At 38.5% G+C, this 16,844-nt stretch carries 10 protein-coding genes and 1 CRISPR repeat array; of the genes, 7 read left to right on the forward strand and 3 right to left on the reverse strand.

Annotated elements, in window-relative coordinates:
• Positions 1 to 85: 85 nt before the first annotated feature.
• Positions 86 to 3,620: direct repeats of the CRISPR family, unit length 29 nt; unit sequence ATTTCATCTGAACGTAGTGGGATATAAAG.
• 341 nt (positions 3,621 to 3,961) lie between these two features.
• Both BHU72_RS10725 and BHU72_RS10730 read left to right on the forward strand, forming a co-directional pair.
• Positions 3,962 to 7,204 (forward strand): DEAD/DEAH box helicase, encoded by a 3,243-nt coding sequence (locus BHU72_RS10725; RefSeq protein ID WP_083248399.1) that lies wholly within the window; start codon positions 3,962 to 3,964, stop codon positions 7,202 to 7,204.
• Between the two features lie 41 nt (positions 7,205 to 7,245).
• On the forward strand, positions 7,246 to 9,651 hold the full coding sequence (locus tag BHU72_RS10730) for a bifunctional diguanylate cyclase/phosphodiesterase (RefSeq protein ID WP_069702621.1): 2,406 nt from the start codon (positions 7,246 to 7,248) through the stop codon (positions 9,649 to 9,651).
• Here the strand turns inward: BHU72_RS10730 and BHU72_RS10735 are convergent.
• Both BHU72_RS10735 and BHU72_RS10740 read right to left on the reverse strand, forming a co-directional pair.
• Positions 9,648 to 10,820: a cation:proton antiporter gene (locus tag BHU72_RS10735; protein WP_069702622.1), complete on the reverse strand. Its 1,173-nt coding sequence runs from the start codon at positions 10,818 to 10,820 to the stop codon at positions 9,648 to 9,650. The two genes, BHU72_RS10730 and BHU72_RS10735, sit on opposite strands and share 4 nt — an antisense overlap.
• Before the next feature lie 3 nt (positions 10,821 to 10,823).
• A complete protein-coding gene (locus BHU72_RS10740; protein ID WP_069702623.1) occupies positions 10,824 to 11,315 on the reverse strand; it encodes a cation:proton antiporter regulatory subunit in 492 nt (163 codons plus the stop codon).
• Between the two features lie 209 nt (positions 11,316 to 11,524).
• Between BHU72_RS10740 and BHU72_RS10745 the strand changes: the two genes are divergently transcribed.
• The 3 genes from BHU72_RS10745 (at position 11,525) to BHU72_RS10755 (ending at position 14,225) form a co-directional block, all read left to right on the forward strand.
• Positions 11,525 to 11,890, forward strand: a complete 366-nt coding sequence (locus BHU72_RS10745) for a flagellar protein FlaG (RefSeq protein ID WP_069702624.1) — start codon at positions 11,525 to 11,527, stop codon at positions 11,888 to 11,890.
• Positions 11,891 to 12,064: 174 nt separating this feature from the next.
• Entirely contained in the window at positions 12,065 to 13,894 is a 1,830-nt protein-coding gene (locus tag BHU72_RS10750; protein WP_069702625.1) for a hypothetical protein, read from the forward strand.
• Between the two features lie 19 nt (positions 13,895 to 13,913).
• Positions 13,914 to 14,225, forward strand: coding sequence for an STAS domain-containing protein (locus tag BHU72_RS10755; RefSeq protein ID WP_069702626.1), 312 nt, complete (start codon positions 13,914 to 13,916; stop codon positions 14,223 to 14,225).
• A gap of 17 nt (positions 14,226 to 14,242) precedes the next feature.
• Here BHU72_RS10755 and BHU72_RS10760 read toward each other — a convergent pair whose 3' ends face one another.
• Positions 14,243 to 15,544 (reverse strand): BREX system ATP-binding domain-containing protein, encoded by a 1,302-nt coding sequence (locus BHU72_RS10760; protein ID WP_069702627.1) that lies wholly within the window; start codon positions 15,542 to 15,544, stop codon positions 14,243 to 14,245.
• Between the two features lie 93 nt (positions 15,545 to 15,637).
• On the opposite strand from BHU72_RS10760, the gene BHU72_RS10765 reads away from it, so the two are divergent.
• Both BHU72_RS10765 and BHU72_RS10770 read left to right on the forward strand, forming a co-directional pair.
• A complete protein-coding gene (locus BHU72_RS10765) occupies positions 15,638 to 16,195 on the forward strand; it encodes an RDD family protein (RefSeq protein ID WP_069702628.1) in 558 nt (185 codons plus the stop codon).
• A 6-nt stretch (positions 16,196 to 16,201) separates the two neighbouring features.
• A complete protein-coding gene (locus BHU72_RS10770; RefSeq protein WP_069702629.1) occupies positions 16,202 to 16,843 on the forward strand; it encodes a lytic transglycosylase domain-containing protein in 642 nt (213 codons plus the stop codon).
• Position 16,844: the final 1 nt, after the last annotated feature.

Consider the following 16,844-nt stretch of genomic DNA (forward strand, 5'->3'; position numbering starts at 1 on the left):
CAACCCCCGATTTACTGCAAATGGTATAATTCTTGTCAGACAAGAATGCTGTTCTGTCAGGCTTTCTGATGCTTAACTTTTGAGGATTTCATCTGAACGTAGTGGGATATAAAGACCTAAGAAAACGATTAAAACCGAGAAAATCGACCTAGATTTCATCTGAACGTAGTGGGATATAAAGGTAGATATCTGTATAAATTTCGAAATTAAAGATCCCGATTTCATCTGAACGTAGTGGGATATAAAGAAGAAAAAAAAGGAAAGCTATAATAAAGGCAATAAATTTCATCTGAACGTAGTGGGATATAAAGTGATATTCGGAGTCATTGACAATATCGACTGGTTTAATTTCATCTGAACGTAGTGGGATATAAAGTTACTATCAGTTTCATATTTAAGAAAATCATAATCATTTCATCTGAACGTAGTGGGATATAAAGTCGGTCTATCTCTTTGGGCTCTTGGCTTTGGTATCATTTCATCTGAACGTAGTGGGATATAAAGTTAGATCCTGATGTAAACGAGGTAGATTTAAAAGAATTTCATCTGAACGTAGTGGGATATAAAGTCCTATCCCACACATCCCAAATTGCTCTGTAAGCGTATTTCATCTGAACGTAGTGGGATATAAAGGTATAAAAAAGAAGCCCCTAGATTGGGGCTTTCTCATTTCATCTGAACGTAGTGGGATATAAAGTCTAATGACACCGCAGTATTTCTATGGGGCAATCCATTTCATCTGAACGTAGTGGGATATAAAGATCAAGGAATATGGGGATACGGTTTACTTCTCTGACCATTTCATCTGAACGTAGTGGGATATAAAGTGCTATGAACTGTATGAGTATTGCAAATTAGTTTTAATTTCATCTGAACGTAGTGGGATATAAAGATTCGAGCAAGGGCTGCTGCTTACACTCTAGCAAACAATTTCATCTGAACGTAGTGGGATATAAAGGTTAATAGGAGTGTTAGCAACTTTTTTCATAGCAGATTTCATCTGAACGTAGTGGGATATAAAGAACGAAGAAATGAGCCCATTCAACTTCAAAGAAATGATTTCATCTGAACGTAGTGGGATATAAAGATAGATGATTCAGTATTGTGTTTGTACAGGCAGGAGTATTTCATCTGAACGTAGTGGGATATAAAGGTCATATGAAATGTTTGGCGTTAATTTCTACAAGAATTTCATCTGAACGTAGTGGGATATAAAGTATATAAGTCCATTAACAGCACACGCTAACGGTACGATTTCATCTGAACGTAGTGGGATATAAAGACCTTTGTAAAACTCACCTTCATATCTAGGTAAACATTTCATCTGAACGTAGTGGGATATAAAGACAGTTAAAGGCATTCGTATTGGTTATGTGAAAGAATTTCATCTGAACGTAGTGGGATATAAAGACCTCAGACATAAGAACAAGACAGTTTGAAACCTTATTTCATCTGAACGTAGTGGGATATAAAGTTCGATGAAATGCTCGATACCATGAATGAAATGAAAGAATTTCATCTGAACGTAGTGGGATATAAAGTTCTTAAGGTCAATCCCTTGCCTAGCAAAAGATTCAATTTCATCTGAACGTAGTGGGATATAAAGAGTAGATTCTTTGAATTGATAGTGATATCTTTCTTCATTTCATCTGAACGTAGTGGGATATAAAGGTGCGACATCGGTATCTACGCTTTCAGGCGTTACCTCATTTCATCTGAACGTAGTGGGATATAAAGAGCGTACAAAAGCCCAAGCATAAAAGGCGAGTACCAATTTCATCTGAACGTAGTGGGATATAAAGACATCACCTACTTACTCTGGACCTTTATATCCTGATGATTTCATCTGAACGTAGTGGGATATAAAGTGAAATAGCTTAGGTTCAATATTTTGTTCATGTATGATTTCATCTGAACGTAGTGGGATATAAAGTTTGTCTCTTAAATCGTTTATTGTATTTCCTAACTTGATTTCATCTGAACGTAGTGGGATATAAAGATGGATGAAAACACTATTGACGTAGTGCAGGAGAAATTTCATCTGAACGTAGTGGGATATAAAGATGTTTAAGACGTCCGACAACTTCGGATATTGCTGATTTCATCTGAACGTAGTGGGATATAAAGATCAATGAAATCATTAAACATAATAAGGCTCATGCCATTTCATCTGAACGTAGTGGGATATAAAGACAAAGGCAGGATAAAGACATGACAGAGCAGGAACTTATTTCATCTGAACGTAGTGGGATATAAAGTCCAAGCCACAAACCAGTAATAAACAAGCTAATATATTTCATCTGAACGTAGTGGGATATAAAGAGCATAATCAATATATCTTCCATCGGGAAAATGAGAATTTCATCTGAACGTAGTGGGATATAAAGGAAGGTGGATATGGCCATTTAGTTGTTGTGCAAGCCAATTTCATCTGAACGTAGTGGGATATAAAGTAAGCAGGCTTTTTACTAATTGATCTCCCGTCTTTGATTTCATCTGAACGTAGTGGGATATAAAGAGAGAAGTAAATTGCAAATTATGTTTAAAGGAAATATTTCATCTGAACGTAGTGGGATATAAAGCAAACAGAGCAAAAGGAAGATTTAGCAGGCAACAAAATTTCATCTGAACGTAGTGGGATATAAAGGCTGATTAATGCAACGTATCAGCGTAGACTTTCCTATTTCATCTGAACGTAGTGGGATATAAAGCCAGTAGGCGCGGTTGCTACTGCAATCGTTGGCACATAATTTCATCTGAACGTAGTGGGATATAAAGTTGATTTTCGAACTCCAAAGACTACAGCGAAAACAGATTTCATCTGAACGTAGTGGGATATAAAGAAAACATTTGAAGGTGCGGATTTAGGTAGTCCTGAATTTCATCTGAACGTAGTGGGATATAAAGATTTAGCGGCTTTCAAAAGATTAAGTTGAAACTCAAATTTCATCTGAACGTAGTGGGATATAAAGAGGAGAGAACGTGTATTAATCATTACCGTATAAGTATTTCATCTGAACGTAGTGGGATATAAAGGCGGCTCTTGGAATCTTCTTAGCTGTTTGGGGTATCGATTTCATCTAAACGTAGTGGGATATAAAGAATCTAGTGAATTATGCAGTTGAAAGATTATACAAAATTTCATCTGAACGTAGTGGGATATAAAGAAGCAAAACATGACCTACAGAGTGCTGCAACACATATTTCATCTGAACGTAGTGAGATATAAAGATTAAAGACATTTACGCAAAGTTAGTGCGTGATGGTATTTCATCTGAACGTAGTGGGATATAAAGGTAAGAAGATACCATTTAATGACAAAAGAATCATGATTTCATCTGAACGTAGTGGGATATAAAGAAAGGTCTTTGGTTAAAAGTCGATTTATCGAGCAAATATTTCATCTGAACGTAGTGGGATATAAAGATTTATGAAGTAGATGTAACAGATGCAGACGGTGAATTTCATCTGAACGTAGTGGGATATAAAGCGATACATGCGAATCATATAAGACATTTAGGCAATCATTACATCTGAACGTAGTGGGATATAAAGGGTAAGAATACATGACGATTGGTAGGAACAAACTCATTTCATCTGAACGTAGTGGGATATAAAGTATGGAGGTACTTGGCAACAGTTCTCGATGTCTTATTTCATCTGAACGTAGTTGGGATATAAAGTGATGACTCTATCCTTTTCCATGCTATCCATTATCATTTCATCTGAACGTAGCGGGATATAAAGAACATATCAACTAAAATTACGACTGCCATGATAAAGTTTCATCTGAACGTAGAGGCAGATAAATTCAATTTTAAAGAATGTATTTTGAGTACATTAAGCGAAAACACAAATGCATTAGTAAGCACTTTCTACAAATTAATCCGTAAACATTTTTCATTCCTCTCAAAGTATTGTACAATGTAATGATACACTACTATGTTGGGAGCTTTTGCGTTTGAGTAAGAAGATTTATATCACGGAAGATACGATTCGGAATCGCTGTGTAAAAGAAACCACGTTTGACCGCGGAAAGAACTATTACCATTTAGGGAAAGTCGATTTCGTAAATGAAACAGATGTGGAAGGGAACTTTCAATCGGTCGTATCGGGAAGTGATCCATACAATATTTCCTTAGAATTTAATAAACATGGTGTACTGGAACGAGCAAAATGTGACTGTCCGGCGTTCTTTGATTCGCCTGGGCATTGCAAGCACATTGTTGCCTCGCTATTTTCTTTGAAAGATCAGGTGGAGAACCCTGTTCTAAAGGGGAAAGAGAAAAATCAAGAGATTGAGCAGATTCTTGATTTCTTTCACCAATCTTCGAATGAAGAGAATCAGCAGCTTCTTGATGTGGAGTGGACATTCTCTTATGAAGTACCACTTTCCTATTATCGCAAAGAGAGTTCGTGTAGCCTTTCGATGAGAATTGGTGTGGAGAGAATGTACAACGTAAGTCATATCGAGAAGTTCTTACACGCAATATGGAACAAGGAAGAATATAGCTTTAGTAAAAAGTTCTCCTATACTCCTTGGCTCCACCGTTTCTCTGAGCAAGATCAGCTAGTGATAGATCTGTTGTTGGAGATTTTCGAGCATGAGAAGATAGCCAATACGAGTAGTTTCGTTCAGCGCTCTATTTTCCAAGGGAAAAAGGTGCAATTATCTCGTCCTTATATCATCCGGTTATTTGATCTTTTCATCAATAAAGTGATACATATTGATATTAACCAAGAGCTTTTTCCAGATGTGCCAGTGATTCAACAAGATATTCCAATCACTTTTGAACTGACTCAAGTACAGAACGATTTACAACTGACGGTGCGAAGACTAGGGAAAATCGCCTCTTTTTTGAAGGAAGGGGGAGTATTCTTTTATCAGCATCGAGTGTATGTAACTAGCGAACAGCAGAGTAAAAAGCTGATTCCGTTATTGACTAGCTTTGAAAAGCTACGTTCCGATACGATGCGTATTCCAGAAACCTATAAACAGGATTTTGTCTCTGGAATGTTACAACATTTTAAGATCGATAGAGAGATTGAAGTCGATAAGAAAATTACGGAGCAAATTTTACAATTGCCTTTACATATTAAAGTGTTCTTAGATGCAAAAGACGGTACGATTCTATGTGATTTACAATACCATTATGGCGAAACGGTAGTGAAACCATTCTCAGAGAACAATATGGAGACTGATTCGAGCACAGGAAAAATTCTAATCCGCGACCTAGTCAAAGAGCGGCAAGTGATGTGGGTATTCGAAGAATTAGAGTTTCAATATAATGGCCAGTTCATGTATTTAGAAGATGATGAACGGATTTATTCGTTCTTATTTGAGTCTTTACAGAAGTTGCAGCCGTTAGCAGACATTTACTATAGTGACCATTTTAGAAGTATTCATCGTTCCCGAAAGCCGAAAGCTAAGGGGAAAGTCGTTTGGAACCATGATATCAATATCCTGGAAGTATCCTTTGATATGGAAGGAATATTACTTGAGGAGCTACCTAGTGTCCTTGCAGCCATCCAAGAAAAAAAGCAATACCATCGCTTAAAGGACGGATCGTTCTTAAGCTTACATGATGAAGATAGTTCCGAGCTCTTACATATGGCGAGATTACAAGAAGAATTACAGTTGAAAAAGACAGATTGGGATAAGCCGTTTATTTCTCTACCACTACATCAGGCGATGTACTTAGAGCAGATGAATCAACAAGACGACCATTTCTTTGATACCGAACAAGATTTCAATGCCTTAGTACAACGGATTAAAGAACCTTCGGAAACGGAGTATGTGCTACCAGAACAGTTACAGCCGATTCTTCGTCCTTATCAGAAGGTAGGATTCCAGTGGCTACGCTCGCTGGCTGAGCTAGGTTTCGGTGGAATTTTGGCTGATGACATGGGTCTAGGGAAGACATTACAAGCAATTAGCTTTATCCTTTCACTTCATCAGGAGCGGCAAAAAGAAGGGAAGGGTTTATCATCTCTCGTAATAGCGCCGACATCGCTCGTGTACAACTGGCAGAGCGAGTTCCAGCAGTTTGCACCAGAATTGCAAGTAGTTGTCGTGTCGGGGAACCAAGTGGAGCGTCAAAGTCTCTTTGCTAGCGTGGCGGATGCGGACGTTGTCGTAACATCATATCCGCTAATACGACGGGATATTGAATTTTATAAGAAGATTGCATTTGCAACGTGTATTTTAGATGAAGCACAGTTTTTGAAAAATCACTTAACCTTGACAGCTCAATCCGTGAAATTGATTCGTGCCAAGAGCTTCTTCGCCCTTACGGGAACGCCTGTCGAGAATTCTATTAACGATTTATGGTCAATTTTTGACCTTGTATTACCGAAATATCTTCCACCGATCCAATCGTTCCAAAGAATTTATGGGAATGAGCCAAAGAATTTAAGTAAGCGAGTAAAGCCGTTTATTTTACGAAGATTAAAGGCCGATGTGCTGAAAGAGCTACCGCCAAAGATTGAGAATAAGTTGGTTTCGATTTTAACAGATGAACAGAAGAAACTATATCTAGCATATCTGGAACAAATTAAGGGGCAAATTTCAAGTATCATCCAAACCGATGGATTTAATAAAGGAAAACTTAAGATATTAGCAGCGCTTACTCGCTTGCGCCAAATATGCTGCCATCCAGGTCTGTTTATTGAAGATTATGCAGGGGAAAGTGGGAAACTTCAGCAGTTAAAAGAAATCTTAGGGGAAATGATTGCAGGTGGACACCGCATCCTAATCTTCTCACAATTCTCTAGTATGCTGAAAATCATCCGCGAGGTGATGGAGCAGGAAGAGTATCGATACTTCTATCTTGATGGTTCAACGCCAGCACAAGAACGTATGGCAATGGCCCAGAAATTTAATGAAGGGGAACGAGATATATTCCTTATTTCATTAAAAGCGGGTGGTACAGGTTTGAACCTTACTGGGGCAGATACTGTTATCTTGTATGACTTATGGTGGAACCCTGCGGTAGAAGACCAAGCGGCAGATCGCGCGCATCGAATTGGGCAAGAAAAGGTTGTGCAGGTCATTCGTATGGTTACGCAAGGTACAATAGAAGAGAAAATCTATGAACTACAACAGAAAAAGCGTGAAATGATTCAGCAAGTTGTACAATCAGGAGAAACCTTATTGACAAAACTTTCGGAACAAGAAATTCTTGACCTACTATCCCTAGAGTAATAGTATGAATTCATAACCTATAGAGAATTAGAGGAGAACACATGGGAGATAAGAAACGTCCTTGGGATTTCATAACGACAAAAATTAAATATAAAATGATGTTGTCGGCACTTGTTGGATTGTTTGTGATTAGTTTTTCTACGATTTGGGTGACGAAGTTTGCATCGGAACAATTCTTTTATCCTATGGTGGAGAAAAATTATTCGTTAAAGCTGGGTGCGCAGGCTGAATTGCTGGACAGCTTTATTGCAGAACGGTTACATGATATTGATAGTTACATTAATCAAGTGAGTTGGAATCTTGAAAGTTTCACACACGGTGAGGAACTGTCCGACGATTGGCATGAACAATTCCATCTGGAGTCTTCGCTAACTACCTATGTAGAGAATCAGGCAGGTGTTTATGAGCAGTTGTTCGTGATTATGCCAGATATGCGAATGATTTCATCACTTGGGATGAAAGACTTAAAAGCAACAGAAAAGCAATATACTATGGCAGCGCAGCTCAATCGGGCACGCATATTATCGTCCAACATCTCCAACTTAACGCAGGAACCGATTAGTGTGATTGCAGCACCTATACGATTTAAAAATGAGGTTATCGGTGTCATTGGCGGGACGATACATTTGAAGCATATTAATCAACTGTTTCTTAAGGAAACTGAGAAAGACAATATATATGCTGTGAATATGCTAGGGCAGTATGTCGTTCATTCCGATTTTGAGCAACTACTACAGAATATGGATGAACATCTTGCCCAAGAGGATTTTGTAGAAGATAACGGATGGATTATACGGGAAGGGCTTCATGGTGGGGATTCTACCCATATCTTCTATTCTAGAATAGAGGAAAATCCGAATTGGGTTTTAATTAGTGAAATTCCATCTAGCATTTTGTTTGCAGAAGTGAATACGTTTTTCTCAATTTTACTATATTTAATCCTAGCCGGTATTATCATAGGTTTGCTCACCACCTATTGGGCATCGGCATCTTTTTCGCACCCGATTGTCAGAATGCGGCAAGTATTTGAAAAGGCAGCGGCAGGAGATTTGTTTGTCAGGGCTGAAGAAGATCGTTCGGACGAATTAGGGCAAGCAGCTAAAAGTTTCAATGTAATGATAGATAGGTTAAGGAATATGACATTCTATGATCCTTTGACGGAGTTACCAAACCTAAAGTATTTCTCTTATTATTTGAACTCCGAGAAGTCAGTCAATAAACGTCATATAGCACCTTTTGGTGTAATCCTCCTATCGATTAACTCATTCAAGACTATTAATGAGACACACGGCTTTGAAGTGGGAGATAAGCTATTGATTGAAGTAGCAAAACGCTTAGAGCGCATGGCAATACATGCAGATAGCATAGAATTTGCCGCTCGTTTTGGCGGTGATGAATTTATTTTGCTGCTGAAGAACGTGCCGGACCTCCGACAGATGGAAGAAGAACTAACCCTGCTGTTGCGTGTGTTGAATCGCCCATATGATATTTCCGAAGATAGCCTTATGCTACGGTTTATCCTAGGAACGGTGTATTATCCTGCTGGTTTTGATACAGATGTTCCGTCGATTATATCTACCATTAGTGTTGCTAGAACGCAAGCGAAGCTTTCTAAGAAGTCGTATATCATCATTACGAATGAAGACAACAACGTGAAAGAAATTCATCAACGGTTCTTATTGACGAATGATTTAGCTAAAGCAATAGAGAACAATGAATTAGAGATTTACTATCAACCAATTTACGACTTGCAAGATGAGAAAACTACTGGCTTGGAAGCATTGTTAAGATGGCACCACCCGCAAAACGGGATGATATCTCCTACGGTTTTCATACCGCTTGCCGTAGAGGCAGGAATGATAGATTCAATAGGCCAATGGGTGTTGAAACATGCTAGCATACAATTGCTAGAGTGGCATAAGATAGGGTTTGAAGGCTTGACAATGAGCGTGAATATATCTCCAGAACATTTCGCTCAGAACTCTTTCCCGTTTCAAGTCAAAAGGATTTTAGATGAAGTACAGCTCAATCCTAAATATCTACAAATTGAAATCACAGAAGAAGTTGCCCTATATAATTTAGAGGATCAAGAAGAAAAGCTAAAAACGTTGAACAACTGGGGTATACGGATTTCAGTAGACGATTTCGGGACTGGGTATTCTTCGTTCCGCTACTTAGCACAGCTTAGCATCAATCAGGTGAAAATAGATAAGTCATTCATTAGCAATCTACCCAATCGACAAAAGGATGCGGCGATTGTCAAGACGATTGTTTCTATGAGTCAGGCATTAGAAATGGATTGTGTGGCAGAAGGGGTAGAAACGGAGGAACAACGCGATTTCTTACGTTCCTTACATTGTAGGAAGATGCAGGGGTATCTCTTAACGTATCCGCTTCCGGCTACAGAAATGAAAACATGGCTAGAAAAACAAAAGTCCCTCGCTTAATGAGGGACTTTGTATTTCATCTGTTTTGGCGTGGAAGGGTATATCATTTTAGTAATCTTTGGTGCGAATTGAAATAACAGAATACCAATTAAGGCTGACGCAAGTATGAAGAGACTACTAAATAGACGTATTGAATCTAACGCTAGACTTGCAATAATTACCGAGAACTCCCCACGTTGTGTAAGGGAAATGCCTGCACGTAATGAAACCTTCTTCGAAAGTCCATACATTCTCCCACCGATTACTCCTACTAAAATCTTCGCAACGATAGACCAGAGGATTAGAACTATAAGTAAGCCAGCCATAGGAATACCTGCACCAAAAGCTACTGTTGTTCCGAAGTAGACGAAGAACAATGGTAGAAACAGGTCTCGAACGGGTAGGATGACATGTTCGAGATTCTGTGTGCGGCGTACCTCGGCTAAGATAATCCCAGCTAAGAATGCTCCTAACACTTCTGATAAGTCTAATAATAATGCGAGACCACCATAGGATAATGCGATTCCTACGATGAAGAGGATGAAAATATCTTCCGTTAAATACTTATCAACAAAATGCTCAAGCTTTCTAAATATCACCTGACCGATAAACACGGCGCCTAAGATTAATCCAATAATTTTCACAAAGATGATTGCGAAGTCAAAACCACTTAAGCTTGTACCTGCTGTGAGACCTACTAAGACGGCAACGGCAATCGGAGCCACGAGATCTTCAAATATGAGCAATCCTAACATGAATTCTGACTCTGTATTTGCCATTCGCTTGGAGCTTTCTAATAACTTAGCAGTGATAGAGGAGCTAGTCGCGTATACTACACTTCCGATTAAGAATGATGTCAACCAGTCGAGGCCAAAGAAATAACAAATGAGCATGGTAATACCGAGATTTAAAAATACGTCGAGAAAACCTGCAGGAGCCACACGTTTGGCTATACCAACAAGCCGTGATAATGGGAATTCCATTCCGAGCATAAAGAATAATAAGACTATGCCGATTTCACCAGACACATACAATAATTTATTATCAGATAAGAAACCACCAAGAATAATTCCTAATATAATATATAGAATGACACCGGGGATGCGGATCTTCATGCCTATATAACCAACAAAGAATAATAAGAGCAGGATTAAACCAGCAGATAATAAAACAGGGAGGTTAACGTCCAATAGTTATTTCTCCTCTCCACTGCACAGTAATTCAAATGCGGCCATTTGTTCTGTCTTACCTGCAGCCATCACTGTATCTCCTACAAACAGCATCTCAGTTGGGTCTGGACTGACAATCATTTGTTCTCCTCGTTGAATCGCAACAATTGACACACCTGTGAGGGTACGGATTCGAGAATCACAAATCGGTTTATTCACGATAGGCGATTTAGCTTTTAATGTAATCCATTCCATGATTAATTGCTTTTGGAATACTTTCATTTGGTCAATACAAACTGGCTGATAAGTAGCACCTAACAACTGTGCACCAAGCTCGCGCGTTTCATCGGCCGTTAAACTTACGCAATAATCTGCTTCGTCTTCATCTGCATCGTTGAAAAAGTATAATTCTCTTTTTCCTGTATGATGGATTATAATGGTAACCTTATTGCCTTCCACTGTTGAAATTGAAATTTTCTTGCCTATTCCAGGTAGGTCTGCCATTCTCACTTGCATCAAATCACCTCAACGTTTCTTGATATTCACATATGATACCAATTATATCCTAGAAATTATTCCAGATGCAATCAACGTTGGAATTTCATGCAAGAATAAAGTTGGAAAATACTTTATTGTCGAAAAAAGAAGGAATTGTCAGAATTGTGTTGAAATATTACATTTATAAAAGAATAGAATAACTATAAAGGGAAGGGGGCGCGATATAAATGAATCTACAAGCATCGAATAGTATTATGAGACCTATGGTCAAAATGCCAGATAAACCCTTCATGGAAATTAAAACTCCTAGGCAAGATCAGTTGGAAAAACAGCACAATGTTTCCAATGAGAGTGTGAAATCTGTGGTGAGAAAATCCACGGAAGAAGTATATAACAGCATGAAAAAGTTAGTAGAGAATACGGACTACTCTGTCAATTATAAAATAGACGAATATTCTGGAATGAGCCAGGTATCGATTAATATGAAGAATTCAGGGAAAGAGGTAGCAAGTCTACCACCTGATATTGCAACAATCATCGCAGACCGTGCGACGAAGACGACAATCGGTGTCATGCTAGACTTCTACGCATAACTCGAACAACACATACATAAGCCTTTTCTATGGATGATAGAGAAGGTTTTTTTATTATTTTTTAGTATTTTAAAGATTAATAACCATTGCTAGAAGATGGTAACGATGTTACAGTAAAGATATGTTGCATTTTAGAATTGTTTTAGAATTTTCATATAGATGGGATGACGTGCAATGCAATGGGTTAGAGAACGATGTATAGAAGTGATTGGTCAGATTGATCAGGTTGTGGAAGGAACCCAAGATATATATGGTTCTATCTATGACAAGCTTCCCATGCTCGAAGAAGAAATTCAATTGACTTCAAAAGAAGTTGATATATTACTCGATTTTTTTCTTCATTCCGATGCAGTAGATACCAATCAAGCTAATGAAGATGCATTACATCTATCACAGGTGTTACATAAGGTCTTTGCAGAAGTGTCAATTGTAAGTGAACACATGGCTGATGAAACAGAATTTAAGCGGATTATGGAACGATTCCTTGCGAAGGAAGACAATTCACAAATTAGTGTTCGCGATTTAATGAAAATAATCCCTATTATAAAGAATAAAATTTCTGATATAGAATTAATCTCTATGAACGCGATTATCTATTCTTCTCGTCTCGGAGAAGAAGGTAGAGCGTTTGAAGTAATATCCGATCATATCATGGGGATATCGAACAAGGTAGCAGAATACTATGACGATATGGAAATCTACGCCACTGATTTAGAGCAGTGGAATGACGATTTTACAAAAAGCTTAGATCAAATCATACATTATCACCGTACTTTAACGTCTGAGCAATTACAGAACTTCCAATCGATGCATGAAAAAGTGTTCGAATCACTCAAGACTATCAGAGATTTGCTGCATAATATTATTATGAACCTTCAGAATTCCGTAGAGCCAGTGCAACATTTAATGGGGCAGATTCAAATTCAAGATATTATTCAGCAGAGTCTGGAAAACTTAAACAAAATCATCCGTGATGTATGTAATAAAATCGACGAGGATGCTGGTAAGGCGAATTTATCAAAAGAAGATGAGTTAAACATGCTAACGTTTAACTATCAAGGGCTGGCCCTAGCTGTACGTCTCATCATTGACATCGAAGGAAGACTCGTAGAATCACTAACGGATATTGAGAAAACAGTCATAGAATCAAAGACAAAAATCGACGAGCTTCTGGAGGAAGGTAGCTTGATGGTGGATTTGTTGAGTGGTGAACGTCAAGGGAACAAAAATGTCATTCAACTTATCTTTGAAGATGTCGATAAATTTTTGTTCGATTTTCAAGTAGAATTAACGAATATATGTAAAGAGACGGATGAGCTTGCAAGTGTGGAAATTTCCTTTATGAAACACATGCGAGGCATCGAAAAGATGGTTATGAAGATAGAGAAGGCCATGAACCAACTCAGCAAGCTGAATTTATTTAGTCGTATTGAATTAGCACGCATCAACGCGCGAGACAGCTCTTCCTTTGTCAATGAAATTAACAATATTTCAGAAGCAGTGATTAAAGAAGTAAAGGACAATGAAGAGTTTGTTGCTCGTCTGCGTGTCCAATTGGAGCAGGATTTACAGACGTTCCAAGAAGTGTTGGGGAGTAACCGCACAAGTATTCAAGAGATGCTAGTGTTAGTGGATACATCCTTATCGCAAATGGATATCATCCGTACTCTAGTAATGCAAGCAATTCAACCAATCGGATACTCTGGGAAAAACATGGCTACGGAAATCGGTAACATAGAACGAAAAATTAACCAGCGCTATGCTCTCCATGAAATCATTGAGGAAATAAAAGTAAATTTGATGGAATTAGAGGGAGAAATCGAGACGAAATACCAAGCTGCTTTAGATAAACATCAAATCTCTCATTGGGAGAATCAAAGTCCAGAGTTGATGGAATTATTGAATCGTTTAACGACCCATTATGAGCGCACAGTTGCGAAACTCACATGGGAAGATACTTCCTTAGACATCGGTGAAGACGGTGGGGAGCTTACATTATTCTAAATAGATAGGGGGAGTATGAATGGAGATTAGTAGAATCGATCAAGATACTGTGATCGTAAGGCCGTTGGATCATGCGATTACACTGTATAATGCAGAAACTTTTAAAGACGCATTATTGCAAGTGATGGATGAAGGGACGCCATCAGTGATTATAGATTTACAACACGTGACGAACATTGATAGCACGGGCCTAGGGAAAATACTAGTTTTTAACAAAAGGCTTAAGGAACAAGAGCGTAGCCTACGTCTGATTAATGTTAATCATGCACAAATTAAGACGCTATTTTCTGTGATTCGCTTATATGAGATTATAGAGATTGAAGGTATGTAGATATATTTGTAGAAGGTCTAATTTGTCACCTCAGATTTTTTATTAACGAATGAGTATCTCCCATTGAAGTGAACTAGTTGCAACGGTACTCGTAATAATGGGAGTTCTTTGCCTTGTGCGAGGATATCGAGAATGTCGATTAACTTTTGGATGTACACTCGAATGTTCATAGGGAACTTTAGCTCATTGCCTTCACGGCAAGAGAATAGCACCCAGTTACGAATCGTTTCATAATGAAAGGGAGATTTCCAGTCATTCGCTTCTTCGTAGATTACAAGAATTTTAGCAGTCAGGGTTGTAAGGTCTTCGGGCTGCATGGACTTCAAATGTATGACAGGCTGCACATCAGTGAAACCATTGTTTAGAGAGGAAGCAGTAATACGTAACCGCTGTGCTAATGGCTCATAGGTTGGGATACCGCGTTCACTGTTTTGAAGCAGCTCGTTCGTACCTACAAGTAAGAACATGCAATTGTGGATTTCGCCAGAGATACAACTATCAAAAAGAAAACGTAGATTCTCATAGATTACCTGACGGATATCCGAACGAACATGAAGTGCTGTTTCTAGCTCATCAATTAACAGAATTATCCCTTGATAACCTAAGAGTGTAGATAGTTTAATAAACGCTTTGAGAAAATCTAAAGCGTTGTTCCGGTCTACATGTCCTTTTATGCCAAATTTCGTTTTTAACGACTGAGGCATATTTTTTTCGCCTTTTATCCAGGAGGAAGTAGCATCCATCAGTTCGATATCTTTTTGAATCTTAGCACGGATAAAGGAAATGAACACCCTAGCAAAGTCTCCATGATACTGACTGATGACCTGTGTAACCTCGTAAATTTCCTTCGAAGCTAAAGTGCTATCTTCATAGGATTGCAGTTTTTTAATCCATTGATTGAAAATCTCTTCAAAGCCCTTCTCGGTAATCGTAACTGACTCGATCGAAAGATTATGCATGAATTGATAATAGAGCTCGTCCCATTTGTTGAGGGTAAAGCTATGATTCAACTGAAGTCGTGATACAATAAAGTTCTGCCTCGTAGCCATGTTGTGAACATGTTGAAGTAAGAACGATTTACCAACCCCATAATCGCCGGATATAAATTTCATTGAACCATTACCTTCGGCTACTAAATCTAGATTCCGCTGCAATTCTATGATTTCAGCTTCTCTACTTACTAGAATCGAATCGACTGAAGATTTAGGAACGATTCCGTTTTTTAATGAATGTATCATCAACTTAGCATCCATATTGTAATTCCTTCCGAATTTAGGCTCTATTACCCATATTATAAGGATAATTAGCTCATTTGTCATGTATTCGTTCTTCGTTTATACTGTAATTGTGCATAGTAGAAAAAAACAGAGAAAATAGATTGCTATATTATATGAATGGCGGGGGATTCGTCGATGGAAGATAAAATCAGGAAAGAAGTAGAAGGTAGAGTTGAAGATAGAAAAGATGAACAGTTGGATAAGAGCTCAGATGAAAACTTGGATGCAGGCTCAGATGATCAATCAGAAGGGTATCGCTATGGGAAAATGTATCATCGAGGTGCAGCCTATTTACTAGATTTAGTTCTAGTAGGAGTCGTAGCAATGGTGGTGAATGCTGGATTGTTCTTGGTCACAGGGAAGCCGATTGTTGCGGAAGAACTATACTCGTTAGGAACGAGCTACGATGAGACTACGTCTTTTGAAGCAATCTTCCTACTTCTTAACGCATTGTATTTCGTGTTAATGCCTACTACTTCTTTTCAAGCGACATTTGGCAAGCACCTCTTTGGCATGAAGATTATTGATTTACAAGGAGAGCCGTTGACGCTCGGGAGATCCTTAGGGAGATATGTAGGGACGATGCTATCAGCGCTTATCTTTTATATTGGGTTTTTGATGATTGGCCTTACCAAGAATAAGCGGGGGCTACACGATATGTTAGCTAAGACATATGTCGTGTACCGCAAGTAGTCTATGATGCGTATTTACACATCTTTACGAAATGCATTAGCCATCATTCACAAGCGTGACTGGCTATGGATTGCTTGCTTTAATGCAATTGTAGTAGTAACTCTTATCATCTTATCGTTTGTGCTGTATGATGGTCTGGTTGAAGGTGAGTATCAGATGAATGATACAGCCGATATAGAGGAAAAGCAGTACATGGATTCCCAGTTGATGCGGGACATTCAAGTGAAGACGGGCTTGAACCAAGAAATCAGCCGAAAAATTATAGAACAAGCGGAACAGTACGAACATCTCTCCGTAGAACTTATACTTTCAGTGATGCTCATCGAAAGTACATACCAAGCTGACGCAGTCAGCGGTGCTGGTGCCATTGGCATTATGCAAGTCATGCCAAATACCGGACAATGGTTAGCGGAGAAGCTAGGCAAGTCATTCCAAGCAGAATTATTATTTGATCCAATCTATAATATGGAGCTTGGATGCTTTTATTTAAACGATTTAATGGAACGGTATGGCGATTTGCATACGGCACTCACAGCCTATAATCGTGGCGAGACAGGTATGGAGCAGTATCGGCAAATGCATGAACGAACAATATCGAGCTATAGTTTAAATGTCATACAGCAACTAAACAACGCGGAGAAAAGGTAGG

The organism is Desulfuribacillus stibiiarsenatis (genome assembly GCF_001742305.1).
GTDB lineage: Bacteria > Bacillota > Bacilli > Desulfuribacillales > Desulfuribacillaceae > Desulfuribacillus_A > Desulfuribacillus_A stibiiarsenatis.